Below are 21820 nucleotides of genomic sequence, written 5' to 3' on the forward strand. Positions count from 1 at the left end.
AACTGGGAGGATTTCTCGGCCGTCGTCATGATGGTCAACCCGGTGTAAAAACTCTCTGGCGTGGCTGGCGTCGGCTCACTGACTTGGTCATAGGCTACCGACTCCCCCGCGGACCATGAATATTGCGGGTAACGATGAGCGGCTTTGCGTGGGCATGTGTCTGAGTCGGCGCATGGCCACTCAGAGCAGTGGCCATGGCACCCAACGAATCAGCTTTGAAGTTCCGTTAGGCATCAAACAAATCCGATGAAGAATTAGCGCCGCAGCGAGTCATGTGTTGTGGTGTCGTTGGTTCGAAGGGCTTCGAGCGACGTGGCGTCATCATTGGCGGTCGCGCGGCGCTGGGCCGCGAGATTCGCCGACGGCGCGCGGCCGATCACCACCATCTCGCCGCGCTTCAAGAACCGCGGCTGGCGGTCGATGATCCGGGCGTCTGGAGGGAGCAGCGGGCGGATCGCGTTGTAACCCTCCGCGTCGGTCACCAGGACCGGGCATTCCGCGCGAGCGAAGAACGTTTGCACGCCCTGGCGATCTTCCTTGAAATCGTGAAGCGGCGGGTCGGCGTAGTAGATAACACCGGTCGTGGCCACATGGAACATCCCGATCCCATCCGGCTTGCCCTCGATTTGCCGCAACATTTCGGCGAACCGGGCCCCGTTTTGCAGGCGGCTGATTGGAACGGCGGCGATCGCGAATGCCGCCACGGCCAGCAAGATCGCAGTGACCGCCAGCGATCCGAGCGACATGGCAGGCTGCTTCCGCCGATGGAAGAACCAGCCCACTCCCGCTCCGGCAATCGCGATCGCACCGATCCAGCCAAAACTCGGCACGCCCGGAAACCATCGCGGCATCGCCAGGCTAAAGCCGATCGCCAATCCGACGCCGGCTGCGGCCAGCGCGATCAAACCGGCGGACACCCAGCGATGCGCGGAGCGCTGTGCCGGGGAGGCGATCCAATCGGCCGCCCAGGCGCCGCAAACGACGGCCAGGGCCGGATAGGCGGGCAGCACATAGCTGGGCAGCTTCGTCCCGGCCAGTGAAAAAACGGCAAACCACACGAAGATCCAGGTTCCCATCAGCAAATACGCCGCGCTCCGAGGATCGCCCGACCGTACCTTCCGCACGAGTTGCAACGCTCCGGCTGGCAGCAGAAACGACCACGGAAAGAAACAGGCGATCAGAATCAGCGGATGGAATAGGATCGTCCCGCGATGCCCGCCAAGCGGCTCCATGAACCGCTCGAGATTGTGTTTGAGAAAAAAGCCGCTCGTCCATTGCCAGTCGGTCTTCAGGCCAACCAGCAAGTACCAAGGCAGGGAAACTGCCAATACGATTGCCACGAAAAGAATCGGCCGCATCGCCCAAACCGCCCGCGGAAGCTGTCTTATGAATTCCGGCAGCCCGGCCACCAAGCCGCGCAGCCAGCATTTGATATTATTGAGCAGCGTTGCGTGCTCAGGCGGCGCGATGCGCACGCTCGGCCTCATGCAGCGCAGCGTGAGAAACAGCCCGATCGCCGCGCACGGCAGCAGCGTGCCGACCGGGCCCTTGGCGAGCACGGCCAAGCCCATCGCCGCATACATCGCCGCAAGTGCTGGCCACGCCGGCATGGATGCGCGAAAATCCGGAGGGGACTGTCCCCATTTTGCCCGATGCAATTCGGACTCGGATGCGGCTTGCAGACATTGGTCGGGCAAAATGGGGACTGTCCCCTTCTCCCAGCCGGATTTGCAGGACGCACCGAGAAACGCTCCCTCGCGCCCGCCGGTCATGCTCCACACATAAATCAATAGCGCCAGCGTCGTGAAAAAGATCAGCGTCGAGTCGGGCGTCGCCGCTCGTGCCGAGACCGCGAACATGAGATTCGTGGCCATGATCATGCCAGCCCAAAGCCCCACCTGCGGGCGAAACAAAAGCCGGCCCAGATGATAGGTCATGAGCGCCGTCCCCACGGCCAAGAGCGCCGAGGGAAATCGAGCGGCGAACTCCGTCGCCCCGAACAGCGAATACGAGCCCATCATCAGCCAATAGAGCAGCGCGGGCTTGTCGGTGCGAAGCTCGGAATTGAACGTCGGCACGATCCAATCGCCGCGGGCGAGCATCTCGCGCGCACAGGTGGCGTTCCTCGGCTCGTCGTCGTCCCACAGCCGGGGACCGCCGAGATTCGTGAAGAACACCACGAGCGCTGCGGCGAGTATGCAGAGTTGGTGTTGGATTCGTGCGCGCATGAACGACCAGTCCTCGACGAGCCTTCCTGAAAACCGCCTGCGGAGAGAGGGACAGTCCCCTTTTGTTCCTGACCATCGCGGCGATGGTGCCCGCTCCGCAAAAGGGGACAGTCCCCGGCGGTTTCCTTGCCCAACCTTCCGAGGGGCGGCGGACTATAGGGATTTCGCTGGCAGCGGTCAAGGTTTGACTCACCGTCCGCGACACACGAGGTAGGCGCGGCGAAATGGCGAAGGATTGAAAACAGACAGACCGTTCGGCTAGAGTAGTAGTCGTCGATTCGCCCGCACCTCACTCGCCACCCACCGAGCCCACCGGAGACCCTCGCCATGCAACGCCGCACTTTTCTCAAGCAAACCGCTACCGCCGCGGGCGCCATCGCCGCCGCTTCCGCGACCGCTCCCTTGCTCCTCGGCACGGAAGATAAGGCCGGCTCGAAGAACGCCGTTATCGGCCAAGGCGAGTTTCGCTACGAATGCTTGCACGACTGGGGCGAATTGCCCAAACACATCAAGTGGGAAACCACGCACGGCGTGACGATCGACGAGGCCGGGTTCATCTACATCAAGCATCAAGGGCATAGCAAGAACCCGAAGGACGGCATGGACACGATCGTTGTGTTCGATCCGACTGGAAAGTTCGTCCGCTCCTTCGGCCGAGAATACTACCCCGGCGGCCACGGCATCGACATCCGCAAGGAAGACGGAGAGGAATTCCTCTATCTGTGCGATATCGACCACTGCACGGTGTCGAAGACCAATCTCAAAGGAGAGCTGGTCTGGAAATTCGGCTATCTCAAGATTCCGCACGTGTACAAGCAGTTCGGCAAGTTCAAGCCGACGAACGTGGCCTTTCATCCGGACGGCGGGTTCTACGTCGGCGATGGCTACGGCTCGCACTATATCCATCAATTCGACAAAGACGCCCGCTGGATTCGCACCTTCGGCGGCGAAGGGACCGAGCCGGGGAAATTCAAAACGCCGCACGGCCTCTGGCTCGATGACCGGCCGGGGCGCGAGCCGTCGCTCGTGGTAGCCGATCGGGCCAACGCCCGGCTGCAATACCTATCGCTCGAAGGCAAGCCGCTGAGCATGATCCACGACGTGCTGTTCCCCGCCCATTTCGATATCCGCGGCGACGTGCTGCTTGTGCCCGACCTCTATGCCCGCGTCTCGCTTTTCGGTCGCGACAACAAGCTGATCGTGCATCTCGGCGACGACGCGGCCTGGATCGCGGACGTGAAGAAGATGCAAATTCGCAAAGACCCCAGCCGCTGGCAGGCGGGCAAATTCGTCCACCCGCACGACGCCTGCTTCGACAAAGACGGCAACATCTTCGTCACCGAATGGGTCGAGACTGGGCGAGTGACGATGCTGCGAAAGGTGAGTTAAGGGTAAAAACGGAACAACGATCACCCATGAAAGTATTATGACGCCGCCACATTTTGCGGATCGAGAATCGTGATGTCAGCATAGCGCTGAAAGTCGGCGGGATTGAACGTAAGGATGTGCGTGAGGCCGTGGCGTTGCATCGCGGCGACGAGCCGCGCATCGTGGGCTTGCTTGCCCCGTACCCGGTATTGGAGAGCCAAGTGCTGCCATATTTCCAAAATGGCGCGCTCGTCGCGCAATACCGGAAAGAGCACTTTCCACTCGTTAACCAAAGTGTTGATCGAGCCGACGGGCAGGTCCAAGCCGTTCCGGTCGACAGGGCGCGACGCCACGGACCAAAACTCATATATCACTTGGGGAACGAGACGGAGCGCGTGCTGCTGCGTTCGGAGCGAGTTGAGCGCCTTGTCCGCTACCGGTTGGTCAGGATCACCTAAATGCGCGAGCCTCACCAGCACATTCGTGTCGATGAGGATCCTCATTCGCCGCGGCCTTCATAGATGCTTTCGCGGCTGTCGTCGACGGTCGTTGCCGCGGAGCGTGGAAGGGCGGTTAGCGCGTCGCGAAATTTTTCTTGCCACCGATCTAACGAGAGCTGGTCTGCTGGGTCATCAGCCATCGAGAGCTTTTCGTCGAGGGCTTCGAGAGCTAGCACTTCGGGCGGCTTTCCCGCTTGCATCGCAGCTTCGCGAAGCCTTGCTTCCGTTTCGGGCGGTAGATTCAAAATCAGATTCATATGCGACTCCCTATGCTGCATGATAACCATCCCGGCGATTGCCGAGAAGCGGCGGCAGAATGGCCAGAAAAACGACATTGCTAGGAAGGTCATTCGCGGCGTCATTATTCCATGCCCCGAGAACTTTGGTCGATTCGTAGTTGCCGAGATGGCGCCGTCGCCGTAGGCTCCGGGTTAAACGATCGTGGTCATTCGCCCCAGAGGCACTGGTCCGCGCATCCGACGCGATTGAGCCGTCGTCCGCCGACTCACCGATACCTAGAGCGGGCTACAGGGTTAATATCCCTTATCCGAGATAGGCGGATTCACGGCAGCGGCGTCGCGTCGCTCTGACCGCATTCTCTTCTTTTGCCGGTAAGGATGCTCGTATGTGGCGGATTCTCATGGCGGCGATCGTCGGCGTGGCGTTTTGCGCGGCGCGGCCCAGCTTGGCGGACGACGATGGCGACAAGGACGCCCAGAAGAAGTCGCATGTCGAGAAGAAATCTTCTGACAGGGGTGAGAAGGCTGAGAAAAGTGAAAAGGCTGAGAAGGAAGATGGGAAGAAATCCGACGGCGAGAAGAAACACGGCGAGAAGAAAGAGAGCGACAAAACGAAGGGCAAATCGGCAAAGAGCGGCAAGGCCCCGCACCATAAATCACTGCGCGGCAAGGGGCATGCGGCACGTGCTCGCCACAATCACAAAGGTGGACACGGGCACAAGGGGCGGCATGGCAAGCATGGTCACGCGAATGCAGCGCGCCGCCACGGATATCGTGGTCACGGTCGTGCCCATTCAGCTCACGGCGGTCGAGGGCGCGGTTTTGGCGGCCGCGGGCATTTTGGCATGCGCGGCGCGATGCATGGGCACCAAGGTATGCACGGGCGTCACGGCCGCGGCGGAATGTATCGCGGACGCGGCGGCTGGGCGCATGGTCAGTGGGGCTACCGCAGCGGGCGCGGATTTGGCGGCGGGCGCGGCGCAATGTATGGGCATTATGGCCGTCACGGAATGCCTGGCGGTCGTGGGCAGCATGGCCGATATGGTCATCGCGGCGGATCCGGCGGTCGCGGCCCGATGGGATTTAACAATCGTGGATTTGGTGGTTGGGGGCAAGGCGGGCCGGGCGGTCGCTTCGACCAATGGGGCGGCGGTTGGGGCGGACCCGGCCGTGGTTGGGGCGGCAGTGGCATGGGTGGACCCGGCGGCGGGGGCCGCGGCTTCGGCAATGGGCCGCGCGGATACAGCGGTGGACAGTGGGGCGGACCGGGTTTTGGTAGTCGCGGATTCGGAGGACAGCGCTTCGGTGGGCCAGGATTTGGAGGCAATGGGCCGCGCGATTTTGGCGGCGGACCATGGGGCGGACCAGGATTTGGAGGGCAGCGCTTCGGCCGTCAGGAATTCGGTGGTCAGCGTGACGGCGGCCAAGGATTCGGTGGCAACGGGCCGCGCGGGTTCGCGGGCGGACCGTGGGACGATGACCGTTCCAGTGGGCCGCGATTCGGCGGCGAGGGCGGCGGTGGTCGCGGCTTCGGTAACCAAAGTTTCGGTGGCCGGAACTTCGGTAGCCAGAGCTTCGGCCAATGGGGTCAATGGAATGGCGCCCGAGGTCAACGCGACGGCGACGGTGGACGTAACGACGACGACGCTCGACCGCAGTTCGGCGGCCCGCCGCGCGGATTCGGTTTCGGTGGTCCCGGTGGCGGCGATTTTGGCCCCGGTGGGGCAGGCATGAATCGCGACGGATCGGCCGACGGACGTCGCACTCCGGCCGCCTTCCGCTTCGGCGGACCGGACGGCCGCGGCGGTCCCTCAGCGGATGGCCCGCGTCGAGGAACCGACGGCCCGAGCGACGACGGCGGTCGCCCGCCTCGCGGCAGGCCGAATCGAGACAGTGCGGACCGCGGAAATCCAGATCGCGGCGGCCCGGACGGCGCTGGCCGAGGTCGCGGTGGTCCCTCATCGGACGGCCCCGGCAATCGCGGCCCGCGCGACGGCGATCGCAGCGATTCGACCAATCCGGTAAAGGTCCTCCTCTCGCTCCTTTTTTGATCTGCTGCCGCTGACTGATTGAAAATCAGTTGCCCCGCGCACCCCGCGGGGGTTTTTATGCGCTGGTACAATGTGGCCACGAACAAGCCGTCTCAACGCGCGGGTAGACATGACTTCCGATCTGGTTCGCTCTCGAAGTGTATTCGACCGGTGCATCGCCGTCGTGGAGGTCCTCGTCGCCTTCGCACTGGTCCACGTGACCTATCGGGCGTTCAAGCATTTCACAGCGCTTGGCAGGCTCGAAGGCGATCAGGGCCTGAACTTTTCGGCCGGCGCGGCGATGATCCTGTTCACGGTTGCAATTCTGTTGGTCTGTCGAAGGAGTTTCGAGCAGTACGGGCTGACGCTCAACGGATGGAAAACGAACTTGAACATCGGGTTGTTCTGGGGCCTGTTGTTCGCCGCCGCGGCGGTCGTGGTCATTCGGATTGCCCAGATCCATTTCGATCCGCTCCATCCGCCCGACGTGAAGCGTTCGGTTGCCGCGACGATCGGCGAACTCGTCGGCGCGTTTCTGCTGCTCTTGTTTCTCTCGCGCGGCGGCGGCGCGATGCGGAGAATTCCAGTTTGGGTCAGCCTACTTGTCTTGCTCGGATTGCTTTCGGCACCGACCATCCTTGCGATGAGCTTCCATCGGCCGGTTCTCAAGGCGACTCTGAATTCGATGTGGCTGTTTTTCGGGGCCGGGTTCGGTGAAGAAATCTTCTTCCGCGGATACATTCAGTCGCGCGTCAATCAGGCCTTCGGTCGTCCGTTTCGTTGGATGAACGTCGATTTCGGCGTGGGGCTGATCGTGTCATCCGTGCTGTTCGGATCCATTCACGTGCTGAATACGGTTGACTATTTCAACGGGCAATACGTCTTCGCCTGGTTATGGTGGCTGCCCAACACTGCCAGCGGCCTGTTTTTCGGCTTCCTGAGAGAAAGGACGAAGAGCGTTGTCGCCGGAGGCGTGTATCACGGATTGACTGATATGTTGGGAAGCATTCCCGCACTCTTGCCGTGAGGCGGGCATGCCGCACTGAATGGGCGGAGGAGGCCGCAAGATTATCATCGCGTGCCAAGTTATGCGAATCGCAATCTCCGAATACTCGCCGCTTTGGCCCAAGATATTTGACGACGAGGCGGCGCTGCTAGCCCGTCAACTGCCGGGCTCCGCGGTCATCGAACATATCGGCAGCACGGCCGTGCCCGGCCTGGCGGCCAAGCCGGTGATCGACATCCTGATCGGCCTCGCGGATTTCGCCCAAGCCAATTCGTTCGTGCCGCGCATCGAGCAATTGGGCTACGAATACGTCCCGCAATACGAAACGGAAATGCCGTTCCGCCGCTTCTTCCGGAAAGAGCAATCCGGCGTCAGAACCCATCACATCCACATGGTCGCCATCGGCACGGACTTCTGGCAGCGACATCTCCGATTCCGCGACTATCTCCGCACGCATCCCGAAACCGCGGCCCAATACGCCGCGCTCAAACACACCTTGGCCGCGCGCGATTGGCAAGACATGAACGAATACGCTGACGCCAAGACCGATTTCATCCGGAGCGTGGAGGCTGAAGCGGCACGGCAGTGCGAGAAGTCGTAGCGAATTCGCTAGAATTCCGAGAGCGAAGATTGCGAACACACGGTTAGAAACCGTGGCAAATTGATGGATGCTCGCTATGATTCGATTTAGGAAGAACGAGCGAAGGAGAGGCGTTTCATGGCCATCAAGACCATTCCGCTCAGCCGCCTGGAAACGGATCTCACAAGGACGCTGAATGAGTGCGTCGAAACGGGAGAGACTGTGGTTGTCGAGATGCCGGACAAAAACCTCTTGACGATTCAACCTCTCGATCCGGGGGAGGATGATGGGCTGATTGACGAATTGCTCCAGTCCAACCCAAGATTTCAGGCACTGGTATCGAGGTCGAAGGCCGGCTCGCGCAAGCCATTCTTGGCGGAATGAACCCCAACGGGCAACGCCGTTAAGTATTATGCGACGGGAAGTACCGCAGTTTATCGAGATTTCCAATGTTTTCACGGCATCGCCAGAGTGACTGCTGCTAGCGATTTCAGCGGAATCGCCCGAACCAACACGTAAGAACCAGCGCCGACTTGACTTACTGAAAATGCTTAAGGGGGTTGCGCCCTCCAGCCCAAGGGTAGCCCGCCACCGGCGGGCAACCCTTGGGCTGGAGGACGAAGCCCGTCGGGGCATTTACCGTCGCCGGTCATGCACGGCTCGCATGACGTGTAATCGCAGATTTGCTATGGCTTGTCCAGCAGTGACGGAACACTGCAAATCACTTGATCGTCGCCGCTCGATTGGCGCCCGAATGGGCAAGTCAACTGCTGACGCGTTGCACTGCTGGCAAGCCAGCAGTGGCACCCGATGGGACGAGCCAAGCGTCTCGCCGGCAAACCTTCCTGCGTTTCGCCCGCTTGGCCCCTGAACTACAATGGATGTTCGCCACCTCAGTTCGCCGTCATCAATCGCCACCACTCCGCGCTTCCGCCCCATGAAACTCGCCTTCAGCAGCAATGCGTATCTCAATTTCTCGATCGAGGATGCCATTGCGCGGATTGCGGATGCGGGGTATACGGGGATCGAGATTCTGGCCGACGTGCCGCATGCCTGGCCGGCGGGGTTGCTCGAGGAGCGGAAGCAGTCGATCCGTGCCGCGCTCGATCGGCACCATCTGAAGATCTCGAACGTCAACGCGTTCATGATGAATGCCGTGGCCGATCCGCGGCAGCCGTACTGGCATCCGAGCTGGATCGATCCAGCCCCGCACTATCGGGCCATCCGCCGCGAGCACACGAAGCGGGCGCTGCGGCTGGCGCATGAGCTGGGCGCGCCCTGTCTCACGACCGAGCCGGGGGGGCCGCTCAACGACGGACAGACGTGGGAGCAGGCGGCGCAAGTCTTTTATGATGAGCTGATGCCCTGCGTCGACGTGGCCGAGCAGCTTGGCGTGCAGCTTCTGATCGAGCCGGAGCCGCATTTGATGATCGAGACGTTCGGCCAGCACTTGCAATTCATGCGGCGGATCAAGTCGCCGAGCGTCGGGCTGAATTTCGATATCGGCCATGCCTATTGCGTCGGCGAGAACCCCGAGGAATGGGTGCGGACGATGGCCCCCTTCACGCGACACTATCATCTCGAAGACATCGCCGCCGACCGAGTACACAAGCATCTGATCCCCGGTCGCGGAGCAATCGACTTCGCCGCCACGCTCGCCGAAATCGCCAAGACCGAATACCAGGGCTGGATCACGGTCGAGTTGTATCCGTACATCGACAATCCGGACGCCGCCGCCCGCGAGGCCCGCGAGTATTTGATGGGCGTGGCGGGGCAGCTCGAGATTCAGATCGAAGCGCGCTAGTCGGACTTCGAAGCTGATCTGATACTTTGGGTGCCATGCCCACGGCTCGGCGTGGGCATGGACTGCTTGGGAGCATGGCCACTCAGGGCAGTGGCCATGGCACCCGCAGTTCTATATCGACTTCAAAAAGCATTTAGCCGTGTTCGTCACTTACCGCCGTTCTTCGGATCCGCGACTTGCGGCATGCCGGATTCGTCGCTCTTGAGCGGCGGCAGGCTGAAGGTTTCTTCTTCGCGTTCGACGGCGACTTCGTCCGGCTCCGTGCCGTCGACGCTCTGCCGCAGCAGATAATAAACGGCGGTCGCGGCGGTCCACAAAAAGCTGTAAAGATACGCGGCGCCCAACAGCATCACGCAATCGGTCCAAAAGTTGAGGACTTTCACGCCGGTCGATACTGACCAGGGAGTGTCTTCGGGAAGCGGCGCAGTTCTGAGAAGGTTTCCAATTTCTTTCGCTCGCGCCGCACCACTTCCCCAACTTGCCGACCAAAGCGCCAGCCAATTGGTCCAGGCGACGAAATAAATGACCACGTGCGCCGCCAGCAGGCCGAGTACTCCGGCCACGATCGCATAGAACAGATAGTGAAACGGCCGTTGGAACGTGTAGGAATAAGAGCGGCTCAATGCGTCGAACGAATCGGTCCCCTCGACGCTCACCGTCGGCCACATCAGGGCCCAACCGAAGACCAGGCCCAATAGCAGGATCGCCATCACCAAGCCGGCCAAGAGCATCAGCGGCCAGAAGAAGCTCATCACCAGGAAACCGAAATCGGCCCGCATGATCAGCCCGAACACGACGCCGGCCACTAGGCTCAGCACGATCACGCCTAACAGCGGAAACAGCGCGGCGAGAAAGTATTGCAGCCACTTCACCGTGCCAAACCGCAGGCCGTCGGTCAGGCTCAGCCGGCTCTCGCGGGCCAGGGCCAACGCGGCAATCCGCGTGATCGCACCGCCGATCAAGGCCCAGACCGCCAGCTCCCACAGCCCGCACAGCAACGTATACGTGAACGGCACGATGCCGACGACGGCGTCCGGGCTGGGAGCCAGAAACATGCGGCGAAAAGGAGCGGTCAGCCATTGTCCGGTTTGCAGCACCGGGCTGACGCTCGGATCGAGACCGTTGAACGACAGCGAAGGTACGCTCTGCAGTTGAGCCCGCCAGGGCCACTCGCTGTCTGCCGCGATCCAGTGGAGCTTATGCAAGTCGTCCGAGTCGGAATAAATGCCTCCGATCATCCGCCAGCCGACGGAAGTGGCGACCAAGCCGAGGGCCGCCAGGAGCAACAGCCGCGGCGCGAGCGCCAAGCGGACGCACCGCACGATCCCCAGCCAGGGAAAAACCTCGCGCCAAGCAATTTCCCGCAGAACGCCACGGTCTTCCGCCATGCGTCGGTTCCTCATCCGCGTTCAATTAATCAGACCAAGTCGTCGCCATTATAAGCACGGGTCGCGCCCGGCGATAGCAGTGCCAGCTTCAAGACGCTTCGGCCTCAGAGCCGCGTTAGAGACGGAGAAAGCAATTGCAGATTCCCCTCACCCCGGCCCTTTCCCAGAGGGAGAGGGAGCACGCGCTGAAGCCGGCTTCTAGTCGCTCTCGGCGGGCGGCTCGGCTTCCTCATCCGGTTCGGACGGCTGATGGGGAACGCCATACTCCTCGCCGAGCCAGCGCTTCAGGTCGATCAGGCGGCAACGCTCGTTGCAAAACGGCAGGCAGCTCGATTGCTGAGGGTCGAACGACGCGCCGCAGACAGGACAGATTGAAAGTGCCATCTACCCGTCTCGCTGAACTCCGGATGCCGCCTACTTCTTCTTCCGCGGTTTGCTCGTTTCGGCTTTGCTCTCCGAGCCACCGCTCGGCTTGGTGTCTGCGGCGGCGGACGATTTGCTTTCCTCGCCGCTGGGCTTCGACTCGGTCGAGTCGCTAGGCTTGTCGGCGGCGGCCTGCTTCTTGTAACCTTCGCTGCGGTAGTCGGTCTTGTAGAATCCCGATCCCTTGAACATGATCGCGGCCCCCATGCCGATCAGCCGCCGCAGCTTCTGCTTTCCACACTTGGGACATTTCCGCTTGACCGGCGCCATCATCGATTGGAACAACTCAAACTTGTGGTCGCACGCATCGCAGACGTAATCGTAAGTAGGCATGAGAGGGGCGAGGGACTAGGTGCGAGGGGCGAGGGAAAAAACTTCGCCTTTGGCGGCGACCGACGCGCGGATCGGCGATTGGGCCGGAAGCAATATGAACATATTCATTGCAGTTGACCTCTGGATAGCGATTGCGCGTCCCCTAGTCCCTCGCCTCTCGCCCCTCGCCCCTTTTCGAAACGATCACCTGCGCGGGGCGGACGATCCGATCGTGCAGCTCGAGGCCGGGGCGAGTGACGCCGAGCACGGTGTGCTCCGGGTGCTCTTCGCTCGGTTGCTGCAAGATCGCTTCATGACGGTTCGGGTCGAACGGCTCGCCAACGACGGCGCCGGCGGTAATCAGCTTGGCATGGTGTTGGGGGAAAACGGTCTCGAACTGTTGCAGCATCATTTTGAGCCCTTCGAGCAATTTGGCGGCGTCGGCCTTCTTTTCAGCCGCCTCGATCGCCCGGCTCACGTTATCGACGATCGGCAACAGATCACGCAGTAGATTGATCTCGGCATAGCGCCGCTCGTCCTCCAGCTCGCGCCGCGCCCGCTTGCGATAGTTTTCCAATTCCGCTTGAGTGCGGAGCAGCTTGTCTTGCGCTTCGGCCAGCCGCGACCGCACGGACTGGGATTCGGCGAGCGGATCTGCGACTTGAGCGCCCACGCCGGCGCCCTCTTGTTGGCTCTGCGTCGGATCCGGCTGGCGATCAACGTCCTCGGCGCCTCTTGGTATGTCGTTCTCTGCCATGACTATTTCTCTTTCTGCCCTGTCTCTTCCTCGGAAACAAAATACTGCTTGAGCTTTTCGAAGAACCGCTTGCGATGCGGGCTGACGTGCGTTCGCTCCTCGGCCGCCAGATCGCGGAGCAGCGTTTCCTGACGTGTCGTGAGGTGCTTCGGCACTTCGATATTCACTTCCACCAGCAAATTGCCGCGGACGCGGCGTCGCGGGTCCGGCATGCCGCGGCCACGGAGTTTGAAGACCTCGCCCGGCTGAGTGCCGGCCGGGACCTCGAGCGGCTCGCGGCCTTCGAGCGTCGGCACTTCGACCGTCGCACCCAGGGCCGCTTGCGAATAGGCGATCGGCACCCGCACGATCAAATCCTGCCCGTCGCGCTGAAAGAGCGGATGCTCGGCCACGTGCACGATGCAATAACAATCCCCCGACGGCCCTCCGTCCGGGCTGGGGTCTCCTTCGCCGGCCAGACGAATCCGCATCTCGTCGTCGATCCCAGCGGGCACGATCACCTCGCGCTTGACGCGACGGACCACATACGCCGCTCCTCGACACTTGGGGCACGGCTCCTTGACGACCGATCCCGCGCCGCGACAGGCCGGACAGGTCGTTTGCACGCGGATGAAGCCCGAGGCTTGCACCACTTGCCCCCGCCCGCCGCAATAACTGCACGTCTGCGGCTTGGTGCCTGGCTTCGCACCAGAGCCATCACAATCCGCGCATTTTTCGTGCCGCTCGAACTCGACCGTTTTGGTGACGCCGCGGGCCGCTTCGATAAGGTCCAATCGCACTTCGCAGCCGACGTCGCTCCCTTTGTGGACCTGCCGCCGTCCGCGCCGCGTGCCGCCGCCGAAGAAATCGCCGAACAGCCCGCCCCCGAGAATATCGCCGAAGGCCTCCATGATGTCGCTGACATCATTGAACTGGTGGGCGCCTGGACCATCGACCCCGGCGTGGCCAAAGCGATCGTAGCGGCTGCGCTTATCGGCATCGTGCAGCACCTCGAAGGCCTCGGCCGCCTCCTTGAATTTCAGCACGGCCTCGGCGTCTCCCGGATTCTTGTCCGGGTGATGCTTGATCGCCAGCTTGCGATAGGCGTCGGCAATTTCCTTGGGCGCGGCGCTCTTGGCGACTCCCAGGACCTCGTAGTAGTCTCGCTTGGCTGCCATTGTTTCCATGGCAAGAGGATCGTGTTCGTGAAGGTCTGTGACAACCAATTCTACGTCGCAAGGCGATAGCCGGATGCGCCAAGTTTTGGCGGCAATTGTCGCGATTGTCGCGAAGGGCTCGAAATCATGGATTGATGACGACCTCGCCCGCCGGCCCGCGAAAGAGAACATTCAGGCGGTTTAGAACGTCGCGCCCGAGGATTCGCTCGCGGCCATGAAAGTCGGCGTGAAGTCGACAATCAATTTCTTGGCCGTCGATTGAGACCCAAACGGTGAACGCAAGCGTCTCCACCGGAGTTCCACCGCCCACGCCCTGCAACATGCTTGGCGCACCGATCGCCGGCTCAAGTTGAAGTCGTTGGCAATCGGCCCACGGAATCAGGCTCATATCCGCGCCGGTGTCAGGGATGACCCGATCCAGGATAATTCCCGGCGTGCCGCTCGCCGGTCGAAATTCAACTTCCAGAACGGGGAGCGCCTCGGTGCCATAGTCTTGGTCGTATTGGAACACCGCACTGCGGACGCGGCTCGGCTCATTCTCATGTCCGACCCGGATTACGAACGGATGTTTCCCGGACAGGTGCGCGGCCGTAGATACCTCGACAGCGCTTTTGCTCGACGCGATCACAGCGCCGTCAGCGAATGCGACCCATTGATCTTCATATTGATCGAGTAACCGCTCGCGTGCGGACCAATAGGATTTCTCGTTCTTATACCAATCAGGATGAACCTGGCTGGCGATCTCAGGAGGAAGTCCGTCGGCAAGGCTTCGCATGATTCACTGCATTAAAGATGTAATATCGTACCACATCAGTATTGTACTCACGAAAGCGCTCAATGCATCCGTTGGCGGTCGCGCCTGCGGTGAACGGCCGGCAAAGTGGCCTAACAATTCACGTACCGGGCCGGAAACTGCGAGCCTTTGGGCAGGTAGCCGCGCACGGATTTGAATCGGTATTTCTCTCGAATCGTCTCAGCCGCAGGCTTTCCCCGAAACTCAAGTCGTCCGCTCTTGCGATCTGGTGGAGCGGGATGAATTTCGGAAATATCGGGGGTCGTGCCTTCCGGATCCCATCCATCCTCTTCGACCTCATAAACTTCACGCACGACTCCCTGGAAAACCGCAAGAACGTACTTCGCCGCTCGGCAACGCCTCTTGCTGAGACGCCACGCGCGTCGCGTCGCATCGCATCGTACAGTTCGTCGTCAGTTATTCCATGGTAGTAGAGGTGGTTAATACGAAGGAGGATCACCGGATCGTCGATCGAAACCTCTTTTGCCCCGTAATAGCAAATAACATCCTCGAGTGGCAACCTTCCGATCTTAACGCTATCGATTCCATGAACGATCCCGCGGATTTGGTTTGTGAGATTCGGTATCGCATCGATAACCGCCGCCTCAACTCGAAACGCAGTCACCTCTGACTCCAGGCCGTGCGAAATGATCTCAAGGCGCGGTTTGAGACGATGCGAGGCGAGGTCAGCTAACTTCTGGTTTTTCCTTGACTCGCCAGCCGAGCGGAGGTGCGATATCACACGGCTACCCTTTCCCTTGCCGACATAGAAAGGGTGTCCGTCGCGCGGGTCCACCAGTAGATACACGTAATAGCCGAGCTTATCGGCAACCTCGGCCGGAATGCGATCGACGTCGCTGCTCATGGCTGGCGCCCAAACGCATCGGCGAATATGGCTGCAATCAGTTGTAGGACGGACTTTCCTCGATCGAGACCACCTACCGAATGCTTCCCTCGACGCGGCTCTTGTCCTTGTCGTCCTTGTCGAGCGTCGTAACCAGCGCTTCGGTCGTGAGCATCAGGCCGGAGATGCTGGCGGCATTCGTTAGCGCCGCGCGGACGACCTTGACGGGGTCGATGATCCCCGCCTTCAGCATATCGACATACTGCCGGGTGTTGGCGTCGAAGCCGACGTTCGTCGCTTTCTGGCTCACCTCGTCGGCCACTACCGAGCCGTCGATTCCGCCGTTGTCAGCAATTTGACGGATCGGAGCGGAGAGCGAATGCAGGATGATATCGACTCCGATTTTTTCGTCTCCCTTGGCCGAGGCGCGGACCTTCTCGACCGCCTCCGTGCAGCGGAGCAGGGCCACGCCGCCACCCGGAAGAATCCCCTCCTCGACCGCGGCGCGAGTGGCGTGCAGAGCATCCTCGACGCGGGCCTTCTTCTGCTTCATGTCCGACTCGGTGCCGGCCCCGACGGAGATGATTGCCACGCCGCCGGTCAGCTTCGCCAATCGCTCCTGATACTTTTCGCGATCGTATTCGCTGTCGGATGCCTCGATCTGATTGCGAATCTGCTGGATTCGATTCTGCACGTCGGCTTGCTTGCCGGCCCCTTGCACGATCGTCGTTTCGTTGCGGTCGACCGTGATCTTCTTGGCCCGGCCCATGTGCTCGAGCGTCAAGTTTTCGAGCTTGATCCCGAGGTCTTCGCTAATGAGCGTGCCGCCGGTCAGGGTGGCAATGTCGCCGAGCATGGCCTTGCGGCGATCGCCGAAGCCGGGGGCCTTGACGGCGCAGATATTCAGCACGCCGCGAAGCTTGTTGACCACCAGCGCCGTCAGCGCTTCACCCTCAACTTCTTCGGCGACGATCAATAGCGGCTTGCCCGTCTGGGCCACCTTTTCGAGGATCGGAACCAACTCGCGCAAATTCGCGATCTTCTTTTCGTGAATCAGGATCAACGCGTCTTCGAGCAGGCAATCCATCTCGGCCGGGCGATTGATGAAGTACGGCGAGATGAAGCCCTTGTCGAATTGCATCCCGTCCACAAAGCGGACGGTCGTCTCCATCGTCTTGCCTTCCTCGACGGTGATCACGCCGTCCTTGCCGACCTTCTCCAGGGCTTCGGCCAGCAGCTTGCCGATGGTCATGTCGTTGTTGGCGCTGATCGCGCCGACCTGAGCGACCTCCTGCGGGTTCTGCACCGGCCGGCCCATTTCCTTCAGATGCTCGACCGCCGCTTCGACGGCTTTCTCGATCCCGCGGCGGACTGCCATCGGATTGCTGCCGGCGGCGATGTTCCGCGTGCCTTCCTTGAAAATGGCTCGGGCCAGAACAGTGGCCGTCGTCGTGCCGTCGCCCGCGATGTCGGAGGTCTTCGTGGCCACCTCGTTCACGAGCTTGGCCCCCATGTTCTCGAACCGGTCTTCCAGCTCGACTTCTTTGCTGACGGTCACGCCGTCCTTGGTGACGGTCGGGCCGCCGAACGACTTGGCGATGATTACGTTGCGGCCGGTGGGGCCCATCGTGATCGCCACTGCATCGGCCAGCTTTTCGACTCCCTTGAGCATTTTCGCTCGGGCTTGATCCTGAAACAGCAATTGTTTTGCAGCCACGGTGACGGGTTCCTATTTGAGAAAGTCTTGTTTGATCTTGAATCGCGAGGAATCAAAGCACCTTCGCCAGAATATCCGACTCGCGGACGATCTTGACGTCGTTGCCGCTGACTTCGATGTCGGTGCCGGAGTATTTGCCGTAGATGACGACGTCGCCAACCGACACGGACAGGTCGCCGCGCTTGCCGTTATCCAGCAGCTTGCCCGGCCCGATGGCGATCACGGTGCCGCGCTGCGGTTTTTCCTTCGCCGTGTCTGGGAGCACGATTCCCCCGGCAGTCCGCTCTTCCGCCTCGACCGGCTCCACCACCACTCGATCGTCCAACGGACGCAGCTTCATGTCCTTCGCCATATCTTGGTTCCCCCGTACTTTGATGTTGTTAAATAGCCAAGCATCAGTTCAATGACTGATGCGAATGACGAATGTCACATCATCCCCATGCCGCCCATGCCACCCATACCGCCGCCCATGCCACCCATTCCACCCATGCCTCCACCCATTCCACCGCCCATGCCGTGGTCGTGTGCGTCGTGATCCCCTTCCTTTTCCTCGGAAGGAATCTCAGTCACAAGCGACTCAGTGGTCAACAGCAGCGAGGCCACGCTGGCGGCGTTCTGAAGCGCCACGCGAACCACCTTGGCAGGATCGATGATCCCCGCAGCCGCGAGATCGCAGTAGCTGTCCTTGTCGGCATCGTAGCCGTCGTTCTTCCCCTTCATCTGCTTGACGCGATTGACGACGACCGCTCCGTCGTGCCCGGCGTTCTCGGCGATAAAACGCAGCGGATAGTCGAGCACTTGCTTGATGATATCGGCGCCGAGCTTCTCATCGCCCGAAACATCGAGCTTGTCGAGCGACTTCTCGGCCCGGATCAGAGCCACGCCGCCGCCGGGAACGATCCCTTCTTCGAGCGCCGCCTGAGTGGCTGCCTTGGCGTCTTCCAACAGTGCTTTGCGCTCCTTCATCTCGGTTTCGGTAGCGGCCCCGACGTTGATCTGGGCCACGCCACCGGCCAACTTTGCCAGCCGCTCCTGGAGCTTCTCACGATCGTAGTCGCTGTCGGTCGCGTCGATCTCCCGGCGGATTTGCTCAACCCGGCCGTCGATCTGCTCTTTCTTTCCGGCCCCGCTGACAATCGTCGTCTCTTCGCTCGAGATGATGATCTTCTTGGCCCGGCCCAGATCGGAGAGCTTGACCGAATCGAGCTGGATGCCCAGGTCCTTGAAGATGGCCGTCCCACCGGTCACGGCGGCCAGATCGCCCAGGATCGCCTTGCGCCGGTCGCCGTAGCCGGGGGCCTTTACTGCGCAGACGTTCAAGATGCCGCGCATCTTGTTGACGACCAAGGTGGCGAGCGCCTCCCCTTCGACATCCTCGGCAATGATCAACAGCGGCTTGTTCGCCTTGCTCACCGCTTCCAACAGCGGCACGAGATTCTTGGCGCTAGAGATCTTTTCCTCGTAGATCAGAATAGAGCAGTTTTCCAACTCGACCTTTTGCTCGTCTTGATTGGTGACGAAATGCGGCGAGAGGAAGCCGCGGTCGAACTGCATCCCTTCGACCACTTCGACGGTCGTTTCGGATTGCTTTCCTTCTTCGACCGTGATCACGCCGTCCTTGCCGACCTTGAGGAAGGCGTCGGAGAGCACGTTGCCGATCGACGGGTCGTTGTTGCCCGCGATCGTGGCCACCTGCATGATTTCTTTCTTGTTCTTGTCGTTGATCGGCGTGGCCATTTTCGAGACGGCCGCGCAGACGGCTTCGGTCGCCTTGGCGATGCCGCGCGATAGGGCCATCGGATCGGCGCCCGCGGCGATCATCTTCAAGCCTTCCTTGAAGATCGCCTCGGCCAACACGGTGGCGGTCGTGGTGCTGTCGCCGGCTACGTCATTCGTCTTGCTGGCGGCCTCTTTGACCAACTGGGCGCCGAGATTTTCGAACGGGTCGTCCAGCTCGATATCTTCCGCGACGGTCACGCCGTCTTTTGTCACCTTCGGAGAACCCCAACCCTTGTCGAGCACGGCATTGCGGCCGCGGGGGCCGAGCGTGCTGCGGACGGCCTTCGCCAATTTCGACACGCCGGCCATCAAGGGCTGCCGGGCTTCGTCGTCAAACACGATTTGCTTTGCCACGTTCAATTCCCTCCTAATGCCTTGCAAGACAACAACGCGGCCTCATTTGGCAGCCGCCGGCCAATAATGAGCCGTGTAAAGCAACCAACGTGCCGCGGGAGGGTCGGATTGCCATAAGTCTTTACGAAGACAACATTTGTCGTAAGTATGGACGGTTTTCGATTTGAAATCTGATATTCCGAATCCGGCCGGCAAGTGCCAATATGACAGCCGGCGTCTCGACGCGAGATTTGCCGTAGGACTAGGGATCCAGCAAAATGGCCGTATGAAGACAACAGTCGATCTTCCGGACGCGCTTCTGAAGCAGGTGAAACTCCGCGCCTTGCGCGACGGCCGGAAGCTCAAGGATGAAGTTGCTGACTTGCTTCGCAAAGGTCTGGCCGCTGCCAAGAAACCGGAGCCTATTGCCCTGGCGACCGTGGTCAGCAAGGATCGGAAATCGAGATTGCCCGTGATCGAGTGCAAAAGCTCCACGTCTCCAGCCGAGGAAGTTACGCCGGCGCACGTGGCCAATATCCTCCTGGCTCAGGAAGTGACTTGGCAACATGAAGCTGGCCGATAGCAACGTTTGGCCGGCGCTGCACAAGACTCGCCGAAGACTTTTTCGGTGTCAACGAGGTCAGCAACAGCCGCCCATTTGCTCCCAAATGCAGTTGACTGCAACGGGCCTGTCAGACCTACCGCTGCTTCGCGAATGAATCATAGTAGAACTTGTTCCACCACTTAACAGCCTGCACGTGCTCATCTAGCGACAACCACGCCATATTCTCCGTTGCGCTCGGATCACCGCCGAACCGAATAGGCTTCACGTACCACTTGATCTTCGTCGTGAATCGTTCGTCTGACTCAAGTCGCAGCGTCCCCGATGGAAACGGGAATGGCGCGAGGCTCGCTCGCTCTAACGGGATGGTCGGAACTGAGAAGTATCGGGACTCATGATCGACGAGAATAAAGTCGTCCCAACCCTTCAACCCGACGATAAAGTAGCCCGGTAGATATTCTTTGATCCCATAAGTCGCCGTAAGAAGTTCGGCCTCTTTTTGGTCTTCGCACAATATCCAATAATCGTCGTTGAACCAACCTTCTCTCATACAGGTCTAACGCTAGAGTTAAGCTATAGCCCCTAAAGCGGACTGCGCTATTGGGCATTCACGATCCGCGCCAATGGCACAGCCTCAACCTTCTTCGAGAGATTGTAGCGTTTCTCGCCCGGATACACGACGTACAGTGCGGCCAGTTTCAAATCGTGCAGGGCAATCCGCATCAAGGGCGTGAGGGTCGGCGCCGGTCCCATGACTCATTTCTTGGTCGTCACCATTTCCAGACCTTGGCGGGCATCGTTGAGGTCGGGGTTGTAGCGAAGAGCGTTGCGGTAGGCGTCGGCGGCGCCGGGATTATCGCCCAGGGATTGCAAACAGGCGCCAAGTCGGAATTGGGTGGCGGCATCGAATGGACGCAGTTCAATGGCTTCGCGGAAAACGGCGGCGGCCTCCTTATAGCGTTTGCGCGCTTGCAGGAAATCGCCGAACTCAAAGCGATGGTCGGCTCGGTCGGGGGCCAAGACAATGCTCTTACGATAGGCCTCTTCGGCGCCGGCGAAATCCTTCATGTTTTCCTTGGCCACTCCCAAGGCGGCCCAAACCTGGTCGGTATGAGGATATTTTTCGACCGTTTCAATCATGAGTTGTAAAGCGTCGGCCGGTTGGTTGTCGTTCTGCATCGCGTTGGCCCTCAAGATGCGGCCGTGCCAGCCGACCCGCAGTAGGCGGATTTGCGCGGTGCCATCGGGCCAGGATTGGTCCTCAGGCAACGTAGCGAAGCGGACGTGTTCCCGGTCGGATTCCGGGCGCTTGCCGAGCCGCTCGTAAACCGCAGCGCGCAATGCGCAGGCCCGTTTTCGAGTGTACGGATCGTCCGCGATGGCTTGCAGAAGAGAGAGGGCGTCCTGATAGTTTTGGCGGGCGATCATGACCTGTGCCAAGCCGAATTGAGAGTAGAAGTGCACGTACTTATTGTCGCTCTTCGTGGCGAGCACCTTCCGATACTCTGTTTCGGCGTCTTCGATGCGGCCCAAGCTCAAAAGCAGATCGGCCAATCGAAACCTGGGGACCGGCAAATCGTTTGGGGCCAGGGCGGCGGCCCTTTCCAAGCATGGAAGGGCTTGGTCCGGATGAGCGCCCTTTTCCAAAAGATATCCCTGGAAATAGGGCCAATTCGGGTTCGTCTTTTCCAGCGTCGCCGCGGCGCCGTAGCAAATGATGGCTTCATCCGCGAATTGGTGGGCATGTAAAAGCATCGCCAGCGTGCCCCACGCATCAGCCGAACGCGGCGCCCGCTCGACGGCCGCCCGCTGTTTGGTCAGGACCTCGGCCACCTCCGGATCGATGCCGTCCAGGGCCAGAAACGGCAGCTCGGGCAACGGGCCAGTCCAACCTTGGTAAACCCAACGGCCGATCAACGCGCACAACAGGACCACCATTATTGCGACGAGGGCGCGCAGGTGTCCCCTGGGGGGCCCGAATTGTGCGGGCGCTCGGTAAG

26 protein-coding genes are annotated in these 21820 nt (G+C 60.8%); 9 read left to right on the plus strand and 17 right to left on the minus strand.

Translation table 11 applies throughout. From position 1 onward, the window contains the following. A partial coding sequence (locus tag VGY55_19775) for an IS4 family transposase (protein HEV2972223.1) occupies positions 1-119 on the plus strand: 119 nt, incomplete at its 5' end. 135 nt (positions 120-254) lie between these two features. On the opposite strand, the gene VGY55_19780 is transcribed toward VGY55_19775, so the two are convergent. Next, a complete protein-coding gene (locus VGY55_19780) occupies positions 255-2228 on the minus strand; it encodes a glycosyltransferase family 39 protein (protein HEV2972224.1) in 1974 nt (657 codons plus the stop codon). Positions 2229-2555: 327 nt separating this feature from the next. Here VGY55_19780 and VGY55_19785 point away from each other — a divergent pair, with 327 nt between their 5' ends. After that, positions 2556-3617: a peptidase gene (locus VGY55_19785; protein HEV2972225.1), complete on the plus strand. Its 1062-nt coding sequence runs from the start codon at positions 2556-2558 to the stop codon at positions 3615-3617. A gap of 35 nt (positions 3618-3652) precedes the next feature. Here VGY55_19785 and VGY55_19790 read toward each other — a convergent pair whose 3' ends face one another. The 3 genes from VGY55_19790 to VGY55_19800 form a co-directional block, all read right to left on the minus strand. Next, complete coding sequence (locus VGY55_19790; protein ID HEV2972226.1) at positions 3653-4099, minus strand: type II toxin-antitoxin system VapC family toxin; 447 nt, start codon at positions 4097-4099, stop codon at positions 3653-3655. Beyond that, positions 4096-4458, minus strand: a complete 363-nt coding sequence (locus VGY55_19795; protein HEV2972227.1) for a hypothetical protein — start codon at positions 4456-4458, stop codon at positions 4096-4098. The genes VGY55_19790 and VGY55_19795 overlap by 4 nt, the downstream gene beginning before the upstream one ends. Before the next feature lie 181 nt (positions 4459-4639). Then, positions 4640-4975 (minus strand): hypothetical protein, encoded by a 336-nt coding sequence (locus VGY55_19800; GenBank protein HEV2972228.1) that lies wholly within the window; start codon positions 4973-4975, stop codon positions 4640-4642. A 35-nt stretch (positions 4976-5010) separates the two neighbouring features. Here VGY55_19800 and VGY55_19805 point away from each other — a divergent pair, with 35 nt between their 5' ends. The 6 genes from VGY55_19805 to VGY55_19830 all read left to right on the plus strand — a co-directional run bounded on the left by VGY55_19805 (position 5011) and on the right by VGY55_19830 (position 9755). Then, on the plus strand, positions 5011-6069 hold the full coding sequence (locus tag VGY55_19805; GenBank protein ID HEV2972229.1) for a hypothetical protein: 1059 nt from the start codon (positions 5011-5013) through the stop codon (positions 6067-6069). Positions 6070-6153: 84 nt separating this feature from the next. Then, positions 6154-6360, plus strand: a complete 207-nt coding sequence (locus VGY55_19810; GenBank protein HEV2972230.1) for a hypothetical protein — start codon at positions 6154-6156, stop codon at positions 6358-6360. 135 nt (positions 6361-6495) lie between these two features. Beyond that, the gene (locus VGY55_19815; protein HEV2972231.1) at positions 6496-7392 is read left to right on the plus strand and encodes a CPBP family intramembrane glutamic endopeptidase; all 897 of its coding nucleotides are present in this window, start codon (positions 6496-6498) and stop codon (positions 7390-7392) included. Between the two features lie 61 nt (positions 7393-7453). Beyond that, positions 7454-7972, plus strand: coding sequence for a GrpB family protein (locus VGY55_19820; protein ID HEV2972232.1), 519 nt, complete (start codon positions 7454-7456; stop codon positions 7970-7972). 117 nt (positions 7973-8089) lie between these two features. Next, positions 8090-8335, plus strand: a complete 246-nt coding sequence (locus VGY55_19825; GenBank protein ID HEV2972233.1) for a hypothetical protein — start codon at positions 8090-8092, stop codon at positions 8333-8335. A gap of 553 nt (positions 8336-8888) precedes the next feature. Further along, entirely contained in the window at positions 8889-9755 is an 867-nt protein-coding gene (locus VGY55_19830) for a sugar phosphate isomerase/epimerase family protein (protein HEV2972234.1), read from the plus strand. A gap of 146 nt (positions 9756-9901) precedes the next feature. On the opposite strand, the gene VGY55_19835 is transcribed toward VGY55_19830, so the two are convergent. The 10 genes from VGY55_19835 to groL (VGY55_19880) all read right to left on the minus strand — a co-directional run bounded on the left by VGY55_19835 (position 9902) and on the right by groL (VGY55_19880) (position 19279). Next, positions 9902-11143, minus strand: a complete 1242-nt coding sequence (locus tag VGY55_19835) for a hypothetical protein (GenBank protein HEV2972235.1) — start codon at positions 11141-11143, stop codon at positions 9902-9904. Positions 11144-11341: 198 nt separating this feature from the next. Next, the gene (gene yacG, locus VGY55_19840) at positions 11342-11527 is read right to left on the minus strand and encodes a DNA gyrase inhibitor YacG (protein HEV2972236.1); all 186 of its coding nucleotides are present in this window, start codon (positions 11525-11527) and stop codon (positions 11342-11344) included. Between the two features lie 30 nt (positions 11528-11557). Beyond that, positions 11558-11899: a zinc ribbon domain-containing protein gene (locus VGY55_19845; GenBank protein HEV2972237.1), complete on the minus strand. Its 342-nt coding sequence runs from the start codon at positions 11897-11899 to the stop codon at positions 11558-11560. A 142-nt stretch (positions 11900-12041) separates the two neighbouring features. Then, positions 12042-12635: a nucleotide exchange factor GrpE gene (locus tag VGY55_19850; protein ID HEV2972238.1), complete on the minus strand. Its 594-nt coding sequence runs from the start codon at positions 12633-12635 to the stop codon at positions 12042-12044. A 2-nt stretch (positions 12636-12637) separates the two neighbouring features. Continuing rightward, positions 12638-13792: a molecular chaperone DnaJ gene (dnaJ, locus tag VGY55_19855; protein ID HEV2972239.1), complete on the minus strand. Its 1155-nt coding sequence runs from the start codon at positions 13790-13792 to the stop codon at positions 12638-12640. A 124-nt stretch (positions 13793-13916) separates the two neighbouring features. After that, positions 13917-14567: a hypothetical protein gene (locus VGY55_19860; protein ID HEV2972240.1), complete on the minus strand. Its 651-nt coding sequence runs from the start codon at positions 14565-14567 to the stop codon at positions 13917-13919. Positions 14568-14685: 118 nt separating this feature from the next. Beyond that, a complete protein-coding gene (locus VGY55_19865; protein HEV2972241.1) occupies positions 14686-15450 on the minus strand; it encodes a hypothetical protein in 765 nt (254 codons plus the stop codon). Between the two features lie 73 nt (positions 15451-15523). After that, entirely contained in the window at positions 15524-17146 is a 1623-nt protein-coding gene (gene groL, locus VGY55_19870) for a chaperonin GroEL (protein HEV2972242.1), read from the minus strand. 52 nt (positions 17147-17198) lie between these two features. Continuing rightward, a complete protein-coding gene (groES, locus tag VGY55_19875; protein HEV2972243.1) occupies positions 17199-17498 on the minus strand; it encodes a co-chaperone GroES in 300 nt (99 codons plus the stop codon). A 74-nt stretch (positions 17499-17572) separates the two neighbouring features. Further along, entirely contained in the window at positions 17573-19279 is a 1707-nt protein-coding gene (gene groL / locus VGY55_19880) for a chaperonin GroEL (protein ID HEV2972244.1), read from the minus strand. Positions 19280-19544: 265 nt separating this feature from the next. Between groL (VGY55_19880) and VGY55_19885 the strand changes: the two genes are divergently transcribed. Further along, positions 19545-19841 carry a hypothetical protein gene (locus VGY55_19885; protein HEV2972245.1) on the plus strand — a complete coding sequence of 99 codons (297 nt, stop codon included), beginning with the start codon at positions 19545-19547 and terminating at the stop codon, positions 19839-19841. A 115-nt stretch (positions 19842-19956) separates the two neighbouring features. Here the strand turns inward: VGY55_19885 and VGY55_19890 are convergent, their stop codons facing one another. The 3 genes from VGY55_19890 to VGY55_19900 are packed head-to-tail and all read right to left on the minus strand — an operon-like array spanning position 19957 to position 21758. Continuing rightward, positions 19957-20370: a hypothetical protein gene (locus tag VGY55_19890; protein HEV2972246.1), complete on the minus strand. Its 414-nt coding sequence runs from the start codon at positions 20368-20370 to the stop codon at positions 19957-19959. Positions 20371-20417: 47 nt separating this feature from the next. Continuing rightward, positions 20418-20573, minus strand: coding sequence for a hypothetical protein (locus tag VGY55_19895; protein ID HEV2972247.1), 156 nt, complete (start codon positions 20571-20573; stop codon positions 20418-20420). Between the two features lie 3 nt (positions 20574-20576). After that, entirely contained in the window at positions 20577-21758 is a 1182-nt protein-coding gene (locus VGY55_19900; protein ID HEV2972248.1) for a tetratricopeptide repeat protein, read from the minus strand. Between the last annotated feature and the right edge of the window lie 62 nt (positions 21759-21820).

This window comes from Pirellulales bacterium (assembly GCA_035939775.1).
GTDB lineage: Bacteria > Planctomycetota > Planctomycetia > Pirellulales > DATAWG01 > DASZFO01.